The organism is Hyphomonas sp. (assembly GCF_037969335.1).
Taxonomy (GTDB): domain Bacteria; phylum Pseudomonadota; class Alphaproteobacteria; order Caulobacterales; family Hyphomonadaceae; genus Hyphomonas.
Map to the genome: position 1 here is coordinate 11893 of NZ_JBBKXE010000133.1, position 14191 is coordinate 26083.

Genomic DNA, 14191 nt, shown 5'->3' on the forward strand with positions numbered 1-14191 from the left:
CGCGTTCTGCATTCTTTAACGCGTATATGTCAGAATGAACGCTTGTTCATCCGCAATTGCGTAAGTGACGCGGAGGGGCTTGGGAAGAACGGGAAGTTACGCGTGGAAGAATACACCGAAACCGAACCGCATGCGACACGGACGCCGAAGCGGAACGTGTCCCAGGGCATGAAGAGCCTCGCTGTGCTGTTTATTCTGGGCACGGCCTCAGCTGTGGCCGGTCTTTTCATGGTCGATTCGTCAGGCCAACCCACCCATGGAACGGCTGTGGCGGCAACGCCGCCGCCGCTTGCCGTGACCCTGCTTAGCGCCACCGACATGTCCGATTCCACTGTTCTCGTGCATCAGACAGGAACGCTGAAATCGCGCCAGACCCTGACGGAGCTCGTGGTCAGTCTCGGCGCCAATCACCAGGATGCCAATAGCGCCCTGCAGACACTCTATTCCGGCGACCTTCTGGACGCGCGGCGCCTGCGTCCCGGGCTCACCGCAGAGACCTATCTCGACGGTGACCACCTGAAAGCCTTGTCGATCCGTGCCGAAGCTGACCGCAGTCTCCTGATCACACGCAGCCAGGACGGCAACTGGGAAGCAACCGCTCTGAATGCCCGCCTGACCCCCAGCGTCCACCGCATTGCCGCATCGATCGATACGTCCATCTACGACACGGCCCGTCGGCTCGGCGCAGGTGACCAGCAGGTCGTCGATTTCGCCAACGCGTTCGCATATGACGTTGATTTTCAACGTGAAATTCACCCAGGCGACCAGTTCGAGATCGTCTACGAGACCTATGTCGATGAACGTGGAAAGCCGATCAAATCCGGCGACGTGATCTTTGCCTCGCTCAATGGCCAAGCGCTCAGCCGAGATTTCTATCGCTTCACACCGAGCGATGACCAAGTGCCGGATTATTTCGACAGCAAGGGTGAAAGCGCCACCAAATTCCTGATGAAAACGCCGATCAATGGCGCCCGGCTGTCATCATCCTTCGGCAAGCGCCGGCACCCGATTTCGGGCTACACCCGCCTGCACAAGGGAACCGACTTTGCGGCCCCGTCAGGCACGCCGGTCTTTGCTGCCGGACACGGCGTCGTCGTCCGGGCCAGCCGCTATGGCGGTTATGGCAACTACGTCAAAATCAAGCATGCCAATGGCTACGAGACCGCTTATGCGCACCTCTCCCGTTATGGCCGGGGAATGAAATCGGGCAAGCGCGTCCGCCAGGGCGATATCATCGGCTATGTTGGCTCTACCGGCGCCTCGACGGGTCCTCACCTCCACTATGAGGTCTACATCAAGGGCACCCCCATGAACGCCATGCGGCTCAAGTTGCCAACTGGCCGAAAACTGGCCGAGACACCTGAAATCCTTGAGGAATTTGCACTCAAGAAGGCCGAAATCGACCAGATTCGCGCCAGTCAGGGCGCCGATATCGGCCAGGCTCTGCTCGTATCGGCCTCAACCGGACGCCCCTGATCCATCCTGAATACTGCAAAAGCCGCCCGACACTCGCGTTGTTGGCGTATTTCTTGCTCGTGATGCCCTGAATCACTCAGCGTGGTCCATCCGGACCCTGCAAGGGACATCAGGTATGACGAAAAAACGTTTGGGCCCGGCAAAGGTCGATCGCACATTCCGCCCGCACCATATGCTGGAATGGGCGATGGCCGCCTGTGTCGTGCTGGGCATGCTGGCGCTCTTCATATTCGTTCGCCCGCAACAGCCGGAAAACCTCACCAGCGCGGATGCCGCGCAGGCGATGCTTGATTTCCGTGAGAACATGCCCTCGGCCTCGACGGCGAACAGGATCGGGCAGGTCACAGCCGGGGCCGCCGCCGCTGATGTGCTGGAAGTGCTCGGCGCCAGTACAGAAGACGCGGAAGCCGCCGTCGACGCCCTGCGCCGGACCGGCCTTGTTGACCGCAAGCGCATGCGCCCCGGAACAGCCCTCACCGCCTATTTCGACGAGAGCACCCTGCAGGATGACACAAGCCGCCTGATCGCGGTGTCAGTCAAGCCAAACGCCAAGAATACGCTCCTGGCGACGCGTCAGGCGGACGGTAGATTCTTTGTCAGCGTACTCACCGCGCGCCTCGTCACGTCGCACCGACGGGTCGCAGGCAGGATCGAGACAACGCTCCCTGCTGCGCTTGTTGGCGCTGGCGGCACACCGGCACATGCCACCGCGCTTGCCGCCCTGTTCCCGGATGATCCTGCCCTTTCGTCTGGCGGAAAAAAGGGCGAGCGCTATGACGCCGTATTCGAGATCGCCGAAGACGAGCGCGGAAACTTCATCGAGAATGGCGACCTCGTGTTCGCCGCATTCAACGGCGTGTCGAGCCACGGTAGCTGGTATCGCTATACGCCCGGCGACTCTGGGCGCACCGAGTTTTTTGACGCCAATGGTGTGGCTGCCCAACCTTTCCTCACGCGCTTCCCCATCGGACGCGTGCCGATCAATTCAGGCTTCGGCCAGCGCTATCATCCGCTCACGGGACAATTGCACCTGCACACAGGTATCGACTATCGCGCCCCGGCCGGCACACCAATCCTGGCCGCTGGTGACGGCATCATCGAATCCACTGGCTTCAGTGACGGTTATGGTCGGCATGTTCGCATCCGACACAAGCGAGGCTACCAAACACTCTACGCGCACATGTCGAAATTTGCCGGTCTGGTCGCTGGCGACACCGTGAATGCCGGAGATATCATCGGTTATGTCGGCGATACCGGGTCGGCAACCGGCGCGCACCTTCACTACGAAATCCGCCGAAACCATCGCTATGTGAACCCGATGACGCTCGAATTGCCGTCAGGACGCAACTTGGCCAGCGAGCCGGAGGAATTTGCAGCGTTCATCACGCAGAAGGCAAAAATCGACGCCCTCCGCGGCGCAACGGTTCCAGACAATGTCATGGCAACATCGCTACTGCCCGTGGTGCACACGAGCAGTCCTTAAAAGGACGAGCCCCGTCTAGTCGGCAGACAGGTGCGCGTTGAGAAAGTCCAAACTGTTCGACAGGACATCAAACCGCGCCTGCGTCGATTGCAGATAGTGATCTTCGTCATCCAGTGTGATGAGCGTGACGTCCGCAACGCCGCGAGCAGCGTTTGCCAGATCCTGGCTCTGCTCGAAAGGCACGGTCGAGTCCTGATCGCCCGCGATAAGCAAGACAGGAACCTTGAATTCGTTCACCCGTGACGTCGGCGTGATACGTTGACGGCTCTCGGTGGAATCAAAACGACTCACGCCCAGAAACCGCTCCACGCTGTTTACGAGAAAAGTTTGATAGCCATAATCGGACAGGAACTTGAACGGGTTCGTCAGCGGGTTTACCGCGACGACGCATCGAACTGCCGCCTCGTCATGCAAGGGCGCCATTAAGGCCGCATAGCCGCCATAGCTGGCGCCTACGATGCAGGCATTGCCGGAAACGGATACACCCTCATCGTCAGCCCATACTGCGGCATCGAGGATATCAGTGACCATCTTGTCTCCGAATTCACCATAGCCTGCATCCCGGAAATCCGTACCGTATCCGATGGAGCCGCGAAAATTTGGCTGGATGACCGCATAGCCTGCTGCCGCATACGCTTGCGCCCACCAATCGAAGCCGAACGCATCCTTCGTTTCCGGTCCGCCATGCGGAAGCAAAATCAGCGGGAACGGACCATCACTCCGTGCCTTGCCCGGCGGAAGCGTGAGGTATCCATGAATGAGCAGACCATCGCGAGCATGATAAGAAATGGCTTCAATCTGGCCCAGCGGGCGCGCATCAAGATGCGGCGCCTTGTTGCCGACTGGCGACAGCGCGCCAACGTCCGGTTCGAAAAGATAATAGTCTATCGGCTGGCCTGCATGCTCGACTGCGATCACACTCTGAGATCGGTCGTCCGTCCACGACTCGATCATGACCGCCGCTCCGTTCATCGCAGCGGCAATTGCCTCAAGCTGCGACTTGAGCGCCGGGTCTTCAAAAATCTGCATGGTCTTGTCGCCAGGCAGTTCAAAGCCAACGACCTGCAGAGAACGCGAATCGATTACCGGAGCCACAGTCCCACTTTCGTATCCGAGATCAATACGGGTCAGCGTGCCATCGTCCAGCGACATACGATGCAGTCCATAAGGCTCGCCTTCATCGAGGAAGACCACAAGGTTTTCACCGGATGAATCCAAACCCCATATCGTGAGCGGATTGAAGGAAAGGTTCTGTCGTTCGAACAAGACCTTCTTGCCTTTGGTTATGCTTACCTCGTGATTGCCCCGGCTCACTTCCCGATACCGATGCTCGGCAATCATTGTTCCATCCGGTGCGTGAACTGCACCGACGACGAAACGTGTGTCAGAGTCGACTTGTCGAGAACTTCCCTTTTTCAGGTCAGTTTTCATCACGGAATAGGTGGCACGATCACCATTTTTTGTTCGCACCCGCCCGGGTTCGTTGTCCGAGACCTTGGATACGATTGAAAACATGATCTTGTCAGTCTCATCAGGTGCAATCGCGACAAGATTGTTCGTGTCGAGCCAGCTACGGTTGTCTTTCATCAACATCACCGGCTTCTGGTCGGTCAGGTTGAAAGCAACGGCCCGCTCGAAGATATAGTCTTCCTTGCCCGAGCTGACCTGCAGCGTCTCGAACGCTTCGATATCGAGGATCAAGGTGTCATTGTTGGCCCAGTAGTGCCGAACCACACGAACGTCTTGAAATGCAGGCAACAGAATCGGCGCGTCGCTGGAATCCAGCGGTAGAATGCAGATCGAAGCCGTAACTTGCGGTGCGCACTCCACCGCGAGGTACTTCCCGTCAGGCGATATTTGGGGATTTCCGATTGCGTCTGCCCGACCAAAAAGCTCAGCGACCTCATTCAAGGTCTCGGCGCCGGAACCAAGTGCAAGGCAAAGCGAAGAAACACCGGCCACAGCCAGCCGTTTAAGGTTGTGCAAAATTCCCTCCCGCGTTGTAGCCTTTATCGCTAACGCGGCGGGAGGGAAGGAGCAAGCAAAGGTTGCTAGTTCAGAACCACTTTGCCCTTGGAGAAATCGTTCGGGACGCCGTTGATGGAAAGCACATCACCTTCCACCCCGACATGGATCGTTTCGCCGTCGGCAATACGGCCCTCAAGCAGGAGGCGTGCAAGGGGATCCTGCAACTCCTTCTGGATCACGCGCTTCAGCGGCCTTGCACCATAGACCGGGTCGTAGCCTCGCGCGGCCAGCCAGTTGCGGGCATCGGGGCTGATATCCAGCTTCATCTTGCGGGCTGACAGGAGATGCTCAAGGCGGCCCATCTGGATATCGACGATATGGTCGATCTCGTCGCGTCCGAGACGCTTGAAGAAGACGATCTCATCGATACGGTTGATGAATTCAGGCCGGAAGTGCATCCGGATCGCACTCATCACGCTTTCGCGGACGTCATCGGTAATCTCACCTTCGGCACCACTCGCCAAGGCATCTGAACCGAGGTTCGACGTCATGATGATGATCGTGTTCTTGAAGTCCACGGTCCGACCCTGACCATCGGTCAGGCGGCCGTCATCAAGCACTTGGAGAAGCGTGTTGAACAGGTCCGGGTGAGCCTTCTCGACTTCGTCGAACAGGATCACCTGATAAGGCCTGCGCCGTACTGCTTCTGTCAGCGCACCGCCCTCATCATAGCCGACATAACCTGGAGGGGCACCGATCAGGCGCGCAACCGAATGCTTCTCGGAATATTCCGACATGTCGAGGCGCAGGATCGCCGTGTCATCCTCGAACATGAACTCGGCGAGCGCTTTGGTCAGCTCGGTCTTGCCGACACCCGTCGGGCCAACGAACAGGAACGAGCCTATGGGCCGGTTCGGATCCTGCAATCCTGCACGCGCGCGACGCACGGCATTCGATACGGCTTCAAGGGCCGCGTCCTGGCCGACGACGCGTTTGCGAAGATCATCCTCCATGTGCAGGAGCTTTTCTCGTTCGCCTTCCAGCATCTTGTCGACCGGTATTCCGGTCCACTTGGAAACAACCGCTGCAATGTGCTCCGGCCGAACAACTTCCGACACAAGACCATCATCAGCCTCATCGGACCCTTCGACATCCTTGATCTGCTTTTCGAGCGCAGGAATGGTAGAGAACTTGAGTTCGGATGCACGGGTCAGATCGCCTGAACGTTGTGCCTCAGCCATGTCAGCATAGGCCCGATCGAGCTGGTCCTTTGCAGTTGCCGTGCCCTTGAGCTTGTTCTTTTCGGCTGACCAGGTTGTCGTCAATTCATCCGATTGCGACTGAAGTTCGGCAATGTCGTTCTCGATTGTGCTGAGACGGTCTTTCGACGCGGCGTCCTTTTCCTTCTTGAGCGCTTCTGCTTCGATCTTCAGCTGCAAAAGCCGCCGGTCGATCTCGTCGAGCTCTTCCGGCTTGGAATCGACCTGCATGCGCAGGCGCGCAGACGCTTCGTCCATCAAGTCGATGGCCTTGTCGGGCAGGAAGCGGTCGGTGATGTAACGGTTGGACAGTGTCGCAGCGGAAACAATCGCGGCATCCGAGACACGCACGCCATGGTGCGCCTCATAACGCGCCTTCAAGCCGCGCAGGATGGAGATCGTATCCTCAACCGATGGTTCGTCGACAAACACAGCCATGAAACGACGGGCAAGCGCCGGGTCGCCTTCAACGTGCTTGCGGTATTCGTCGAGCGTGGTCGCACCAATGCAGTGGAGTTCGCCGCGCGCGAGGGCTGGCTTCAGGAGGTTTGACGCATCCATCGCGCCGTCGCCTTTGCCCGCACCGACCAGCGTGTGCATCTCGTCGATGAACAGGATCACGCCGCCTTCAGCCTGCTGGACTTCGTTCAGCACCGCTTTCAGGCGCTCCTCGAACTCACCACGGAACTTTGCGCCCGCAATCAGCGCGCCCATGTCGAGCGCCAGCAGTCGCTTGCCCTTCAGGCTTTCCGGCACGTCGCCGTTCACAATTCGCAGGGCAAGGCCTTCGGCAATCGCGGTCTTGCCGACGCCGGGCTCACCTATCAGGACCGGGTTGTTCTTGGAGCGGCGGGAGAGAACCTGCATTGTGCGGCGGATTTCCTCATCGCGGCCGATGACCGGATCGAGCTTGCCCTCACGGGCATCCTTGGTGAGATCGCGGGCATATTTTTTCAGCGCCTCGTAGCCTTCTTCAGCATTGGCGCTATCGGCCGTTCGCCCCTGGCGCAGCTCGTCGATCGCCGTTTCCAGCGACTTGACGCTGGCTCCGGAACTACGGAGGACGTCGGCCGCCGGATCGCCGGACAGTCCGGCTATCGCCAGCAGCAGTCGCTCGGTCGTAACAAAGGAGTCACCCGCCTTTTTCGCGCCGGCCTCGGCATCCTGGAACAGTTTGGCGCTGGCTTGTTCAAGACGCAGGCCCGTATTCGCACCGCTGACCTTGGGCAATTTTGCCAACGCTGCGTCGACACCCTGGACAACGAGTTCTGGCCGTCCGCCTCCCGCACGAATGAGATTGACCGCCATCTGGTCGCGGTCTTCAAGCATGGTTTTCAGGACATGGGCAGGTGTGAGCGTCTGGTGGCCTTCGGCCAGCGCCAGCGTCTGGGCGCCCTGAACGATCGCGCGTGCGCGCTCTGTATATTGTTCGATATTCATTATTCATCCCCTTCCAAAGGCAGACAAGAACTATGGAATAGAGACCCCGCTCAGCGGCGGTCCCTTGCTGATGTATTGAATTTGGGGAGTGACATCCGGCAACGCAAGTCGCGCCACCTGCGACAAGTTCAATCGCGCCGGAAAATGAATTCGCGATCAACCTGCGCGCCAACCGGGAAATCGTATTCGCCGACCTTGCTGAATCTGTATCGCGAATAAAATTTCTGGGCGCGGTCGTTGCCTGACCAGACTCCCAGAAAGAGAGGGGGGCGGCCCGCAGATTCGACCCATTCGAAGACCCGCAACATCAACGCCGCACCGATACCCGCAGACAGGATATCCGGACGAACATAGAGCCGGCGAAGTTGGAGCGCGCCCACCGGCATCGGGTCGACCGGAAGGTCGCAGGGGCTGGCCTGAGCGTAGCCCACCAGATTTCCGTTCGATGTTGTGGCAACCCATATCGGCCGATCAGCCTGCGCCGCCTGACGCTGCCAGGTGGCGAGTCCATAGTTTTCGGACAGGAATGCATCAAGATCTTCTGGCGAATAGAGATTCTCGAACGCCGCGACGAAGGATGCAATGCCAAGCTCCCGCAAGGCTTCGGCATCCGTAGGCACGGCCCGTCGAATTGCTATTTCAGCTCGATCGCCTTGCAAAACGGCGACGCCTAGTCTGCAGCCGTTTCAGCGGAATCGTTGGCGCCCGCTGATTCACTTTCAGCAGCCTGTGCTGGCTTGCGGCGACCGCGCGAGAGCGTCTTCATAACCCCGTCCGTCACGACCTCAGATCCTTCGGAGGTCTCTTTTGCACGATACGGCTTGCGGCGTGTTTTCGGGCGATCGGAATCCGACTTGGGCTTCGGCTTGGTCTCCGCAGCCACTTCAGGTTTTCCGGCATCGTCGTCGGCATCAATAACCTTGATCGGCTCCGCTTTCGCGGGCGCGGATTCGTCATTATCGGAATCCTCGTTGCGAGGCGCACGCGACGTCACTTCTACCGTGGCTTCATCCTGATCCGCGTCGGAACTGGAATTATCGTCGGAATCGTCACCGCGATTGTCGCGGCGGTTATCCCGATCATCGCGTCCGCCACGTTGCTGAGGCGGCTGCTGCTGCCGGTCCTTGGCTTCCGCCTGCTTGGCGACAATGCGCTGATAGTGTTCAGCGAACTGGAAATAGGCTTCTGACAGGACACGGTCGCCACTGGTATGGGCGTCCCGGGCGTATTGCTGGTATTTTTCGAGGACCTGTTGCGCTGAGCCACGGATCTTCACGTCCGGTCCGACGCTTTCATAGTGCCGGTTCGGGTTATTGTGATTGGCGTTACTGGTATTACCGCCTGAGCGACGATTGCGCCCGCGTGAGCGTTTCATGAATGTGTATCCTGTTTCATGCGCCTGCTTGTCTTGCAGGCAATTCCCAACGCAATGGCCGAAGGATTTTTGGCCGAGCCCCGTATTTGCGCGAGTCTGACGAGGGTGGAGCGACTTGCCTTAAGCGGCTTCCAACACCTCACGCATAGGTTCTAACCTGTATTATGCACGCCGCCAAGCAGAAAAGTGAGTATCAGGAATCGGGCTGAATAGCCCATACGACGCGGTCATTTCCGCCCAGGTCCTTGCCACCACCAACACCGACAAGACCCGCCGCCAACAGAATTTCGCGTACCGCGCGATTCTGATCGAATCCGATCTCAAGCACCAGGGGCGTTCCTGGTTTCAAAAACGTTCGGGCAAGACCGGCAATCTCACGATACGCGTCAAGGCCGTCCTTGCCGCCATCAAGTGCCGCTGCCGGATCATGCATCCGCACTTCAGGATCAAGCGTGGCGATCACGTCCGTGCAAATATAGGGCGGATTCGAAATGATCAGGTCAACGTCCTGCCAACCCTGCCAGTCCTTCCACGTCGACACCATAACGCTGGCGCGCGCTTCAAGGCCATGGCGTGCAATATTCTCTGCCCCGAGGGACGCCGCATCCGCATCCGCCTCGATACCGACACCCGTAACGTCTGGCCTGGCACTGAGCATCGCAACGAGCAGGCAACCCGAGCCCGTACCAAGATCGGCGATCGATAGGCCGGGACGATCGAGCAAAAGACGCAGCGCCGCCTCCACAACGACTTCACTGTCAGGCCGCGGCACCAGCGCGCGCGCATCTGAAATGAATTCGAGCCCGAAGAAAGATGCCGAACCCGCGATATGCTGGAAAGGCTCACGGGCTTCCCGACGCGCCACCATTCGTCCGAACGCGTCCGACAGGCTTTCAGGAACCGCCTGATGCCCTCTGATAATAAGGTCCGACATGGCCAGCCCTGACGCCAGTGACATCAGATGCCGGGCTTCCCGCTGCGGTGTCTCCAGGCCGGCATTACGCAGCCGACCGGCCGCCTCGACGATCAGGTCCGTATACGTCGGCCGGTTCAGTTGTCATCCTCCATGGCCGCGAGCTTGCGGGCCTGGTCTTCCGTGATGAGGGCCTCGACCACGTCATTCAGCTTGTCCCCGCTGATAATCCGGTCAAGCGAATAGAGCGTCAGCCCAATACGGTGATCGGTCATCCGGTTTTCCGGAAAATTGTAGGTCCGGACTTTCTGGCTGCGGTCGCCCGAACCGATCTGGCTGGCCCGCGCTTCGGCCCGTTCAGCATCCTTGGCAGAACGTTCACGTTCGTAGAGACGGATTTTGAGCTGCTCCATCGCTTTCTCGCGGTTGACGTGCTGGGACTTCTCGGAACTCGTTGCGACGATGCCTGTTGCCAGGTGCGTGATACGCACGGCAGAGTCGGTCGTGTTGACGTGCTGTCCGCCGGCGCCAGAGGAACGCATTGTATCGATGCGGACATCCTCCGGGCGCACTTCGATCTCGACATTTTCGGGTGCGGGCAGAACCGCGACTGTCGCCGCTGACGTGTGGATGCGTCCCTGCGTCTCCGTGGCGGGAACCCTCTGGACACGGTGCACGCCACTTTCCCATTTCATATGCCCGAAAACGCCGTCACCCGACACGTTGGCGATGATTTCCTTGTAGCCACCCGCATCGCCTTCGGACGCATCGATAATGTCGACTTTCCAACCCATGATCTGGAAATAGCGCGAGTACATGCGGAAGAGGTCGCCCGCAAACAGCGCGGCTTCATCACCGCCGGTGCCAGCGCGAAGTTCCATCACGATATCGGCCTTGTCGTCGACGTCTTTCGGAAGGAGCAGGACCTGGACCTCTTGCTCCAGCGCAGGCAGCTGTTCCTTCAACTCCTCCACCTCATCCCGCGCCAGTTCAACCATGTCGGGATCGCCGCTTGCGACAAGCGCCTCCGCTTCACTCAGCTCCTTGCGGGCGGACATCAGCTCGCGCGCCTTGTCGACGACGGGCTTCAGCTCAGCATACTCTTTCGACAGGGAGATTATCTCGGGCGTCTCAGTCGCTGCGCCCATGCGAGCTTCGACCTGTTCGAACCGGTCGACAACCTGTTGGAGTCTGGAAGGGGAAATAGTGGCCATGGCCGCCCTTTAGAGCGGTTTTGAGGGCGCGTGAAGCGCCCTCGCTGCCACAGTCTGCGCTTAGACGAAGATTCGAAGCACTTCGCGCACGGCCATCACGATCAAGGTGATCGATGCCAGCGCGAATACCATGAAGCGCAGGATCACTTTCGGCTGCAATACCTGAACGAGCGAATGGAGCACTCGCAGGCCCACATAGATCCACGCCGCCAGCACCATGAAATGCCCCTCACCACCCGTCAGGGCCGCGAAGAACATCAGCGCATAGAAGATCGTCGGCTGTTCGTGGAGATGATTGTAATTGTCAGCAACCGACCGGACATTCGCCGGAAGCTTGTCGCCATATGTGCCCGGGTGACGGGCCAAGTCTGGATCGATCTTCGCCTTCTGCATCGCCGGGATACGCGTCGCGTACATCCACAGCCACATGACAAGCGTCCAGCAAATCAGCGCCAGAACGGGTTTCAGTAGTTCAACAGTTACGGACATTTTGCCCCTCCCTCAGTTATTATTGTGGGGGAACCTACGGGGCAATCTGCAGTTTGAACAGCAGATTCACGTCCTTGAGGCTGACCGAGATGGGCATCGAGAAAGGCCGTAAATGCGTCGATGTCTTCAGATACGACGCTATGGCCTCCGGGACGGAGCCAGAAGGCAAGGCTGGCGCTGGGGTCATACGCCTTCATGCCTCCACGCGTGAGGCCATCGGTGCCCTCTGCCTGATAGATGGCCGACGCCGCCTGCGCGGCCCGATAGGTTGAATTCGGGTCGGACCACACGTCGCGGCGACCGTTACCAAGCAAGACCGGTGTCGGGCCGAGCAGTGCGAGCAATTCGTGCTGATCCACCGGCAGTGCCGAAAGGTCCTCGACGTAATCCTGCGCCGTCGGTGCCAGCCAATGTGGATATGTCTTGGCCATGCGCACGAGGCCTTCTCCGGTTGTGGAACGGGACAATGCTGCGCCCGCGAATCCGGACTGGTGGGCAATCACGGCATCAACCCGGCGGTCCCACACGCCGGTGATAAGCGCCGACTTGCCGTGACGGGAATGGCCCATCAAAGCCGTATGGTTTGCATCAATGCGCGGATCGGCCTCCAGCACGTCAAGCGCAGCAGAGAAACCGTAAGCCCAGGCCATCAGGGCACTTGTGGGGTTAACCGGGCCACCCATGCTCGCCATCACGGCCTGCGCCTCGCCGTTGCGGTCCGGGACGAGTTCGCTTGCGTAGAAGCTCGCGTAGGCGAGACCGGCATCAAAATAGCGGGAAACCGGGACTTCGGCGATGTAGGTGCCAAAAATGCTGGTCGCCAGAAACCCGACGAAACCGCCCATCTCCGAACCATCGCAGATGGACCCGTCGGCCGCCGTCACCGGACTTCCGGGAAACGCGGCACAGTTACTGGCAAACGTCTGACTGATCACAAGCGGTGATTTGCCCGGCGTCTTCGGGAATGCGGCAACGAGACGGAATGTGCGCGCGCCGGAACCCGATCCTATCGTGATTGGCACTTCTTCGAGCGTCCCGCGTCCGTCGAGATAGTCAGCATCCACGACGCGCCAATCGCCATGTGTGACAGGCATGCCCTCCGGCCAGGGGCCGTATAGCGTGTCCTCGAAAGCCTGCTTCAATGCATCCCGGCGGTCCGAATCCTCAGCGAATGCCGCAACATCGAGCGGCGGCTGGGGCACCGGTTTGTTGTCGGTCGCGAGGCTGGCATAGTTCAACCCCAACATGGTGCAGTTGGACATGACCAGCGCCATGACAACGATCAGTAGGAGAAGTGGTATCCGCTTGAGCAACCAGATCATTCAGGCGCCGCCCTTTCAGCCAGTTTGATGAACAGCTGAGTTTCTATCGTCATTCGGCGGCGACGGCATCCGCATCACGCGCTTCGCGCAACTGCCTCGCCTTCGCCTCGACCGCGTCAACAATTTCTTCGATCATGGTCGCATTCCCCACCTTTCGGCTGGGTTTGCCAGCCGCGTACATCATGCCGGATTCCGCACCGCCGCCCGTGAAGCCGAGATCGGTCATAGCCGCTTCGCCGGGCCCGTTGACGACACAGCCAATGATCGAGAGCGAAATCGGCTCGGTAATGTGTGCGAGACGCTTTTCCAGTGTTTCCACGGTCGAGATCACGTCGAAACCCTGGCGCGCGCACGACGGGCACGCGATGATATTCACGCCCCGGGTCCGCAAGCCGAGCGATTTCAGCATCTCGTAGCCGACCTTGACCTCTTCAACCGGGTCAGCCGAAAGTGAAACCCGGATCGTGTCGCCAATGCCCGCCCAGAGCAAGCTGCCCATGCCAATCGACGACTTCACCGTACCGGTACGCAGTCCGCCCGCTTCGGTGATTCCGAGATGGAGTGGCGCATCTGTCGCTTCGGACAATTGCTGGTAGGCTGCGACCGTCAGGAACATGTCCGATGCCTTGACGCTGATCTTGTACTCATGGAACCCGAGATCATCCAGGATTCGGGCATGATCCAGAGCGCTCTCGACCATGGCTTCCGGGCATGGCTCGCCATATTTTTCAAGCAGGTGACGCTCAAGCGATCCACCATTGACGCCGATCCGCATGGAACATCCGTTGGCTCTAGCGGCCGCCACGACTTCGCGCACACGTGCCACCGAGCCGATATTGCCGGGATTGATCCTGAGGCAGGCCGCACCTGCGTCAGCCGCCTCGATACCGCGTTTATAATGGAAATGGATATCAGCCACGATCGGCACGCCGATATTGCGCACGATGTCTTTGAGCGCTGCCGTCGAGGCCTCGTCCGGACAGGATACACGAACGATGTCGGCGCCCGCCTCTTCCATCCGCAAAATCTGGGCAATCGTCGCGGCGGCATCATGCGTCAACGTGTTGGTCATCGACTGGACGGCAATCGGTGCGTCTCCGCCAACTTCGACAGATCCAACGCGAATCTTGCGTGACGTGCGGCGGTCAATGTTGCGCCAGGGCCGAATTGGGTTGTGGCTCATCAGACTTGGGACTCCGTGCGGGTCTCTACAGGCCCTGATGTGGCGCTCACGAGGCCCCGCGTAAAGGCC

11 protein-coding genes are annotated in these 14191 nt (G+C 59.3%); 2 read left to right on the forward strand and 9 right to left on the reverse strand.

Annotation, left to right across the window (positions count from 1 at the left end):
* Positions 1 to 102: 102 nt before the first annotated feature.
* The gene (locus AADA04_RS09950; protein ID WP_340693110.1) at positions 103 to 1476 is read left to right on the forward strand and encodes a M23 family metallopeptidase; all 1374 of its coding nucleotides are present in this window, start codon (positions 103 to 105) and stop codon (positions 1474 to 1476) included.
* 115 nt (positions 1477 to 1591) lie between these two features.
* Complete coding sequence (locus tag AADA04_RS09955) at positions 1592 to 2959, forward strand: M23 family metallopeptidase (RefSeq protein WP_340693111.1); 1368 nt, start codon at positions 1592 to 1594, stop codon at positions 2957 to 2959.
* Positions 2960 to 2974: 15 nt separating this feature from the next.
* Here AADA04_RS09955 and AADA04_RS09960 read toward each other — a convergent pair whose 3' ends face one another.
* The 9 genes from AADA04_RS09960 to ispG form a co-directional block, all read right to left on the reverse strand.
* On the reverse strand, positions 2975 to 4945 hold the full coding sequence (locus AADA04_RS09960; RefSeq protein ID WP_340693112.1) for an alpha/beta fold hydrolase: 1971 nt from the start codon (positions 4943 to 4945) through the stop codon (positions 2975 to 2977).
* Positions 4946 to 5010: 65 nt separating this feature from the next.
* The gene (clpB, locus tag AADA04_RS09965) at positions 5011 to 7626 is read right to left on the reverse strand and encodes an ATP-dependent chaperone ClpB (RefSeq protein ID WP_340693113.1); all 2616 of its coding nucleotides are present in this window, start codon (positions 7624 to 7626) and stop codon (positions 5011 to 5013) included.
* Positions 7627 to 7754: 128 nt separating this feature from the next.
* Positions 7755 to 8246: a GNAT family N-acetyltransferase gene (locus AADA04_RS09970; protein ID WP_340693114.1), complete on the reverse strand. Its 492-nt coding sequence runs from the start codon at positions 8244 to 8246 to the stop codon at positions 7755 to 7757.
* A gap of 50 nt (positions 8247 to 8296) precedes the next feature.
* A complete protein-coding gene (locus AADA04_RS09975; RefSeq protein ID WP_340693115.1) occupies positions 8297 to 9001 on the reverse strand; it encodes a DUF4167 domain-containing protein in 705 nt (234 codons plus the stop codon).
* Between the two features lie 193 nt (positions 9002 to 9194).
* Positions 9195 to 10055 carry a peptide chain release factor N(5)-glutamine methyltransferase gene (prmC, locus tag AADA04_RS09980; RefSeq protein ID WP_340693153.1) on the reverse strand — a complete coding sequence of 287 codons (861 nt, stop codon included), beginning with the start codon at positions 10053 to 10055 and terminating at the stop codon, positions 9195 to 9197.
* Positions 10052 to 11128, reverse strand: a complete 1077-nt coding sequence (gene prfA, locus AADA04_RS09985) for a peptide chain release factor 1 (RefSeq protein WP_340693116.1) — start codon at positions 11126 to 11128, stop codon at positions 10052 to 10054. Before prfA ends, prmC begins: the two co-directional genes overlap by 4 nt.
* A gap of 60 nt (positions 11129 to 11188) precedes the next feature.
* A complete protein-coding gene (locus AADA04_RS09990) occupies positions 11189 to 11617 on the reverse strand; it encodes an MAPEG family protein (RefSeq protein WP_340693117.1) in 429 nt (142 codons plus the stop codon).
* Positions 11608 to 12939: a hypothetical protein gene (locus AADA04_RS09995; RefSeq protein ID WP_340693118.1), complete on the reverse strand. Its 1332-nt coding sequence runs from the start codon at positions 12937 to 12939 to the stop codon at positions 11608 to 11610. The genes AADA04_RS09990 and AADA04_RS09995 overlap by 10 nt, the downstream gene beginning before the upstream one ends.
* A 49-nt stretch (positions 12940 to 12988) precedes the next feature.
* Positions 12989 to 14122, reverse strand: a complete 1134-nt coding sequence (gene ispG / locus AADA04_RS10000; RefSeq protein WP_340693119.1) for a flavodoxin-dependent (E)-4-hydroxy-3-methylbut-2-enyl-diphosphate synthase — start codon at positions 14120 to 14122, stop codon at positions 12989 to 12991.
* Positions 14123 to 14191: the final 69 nt, after the last annotated feature.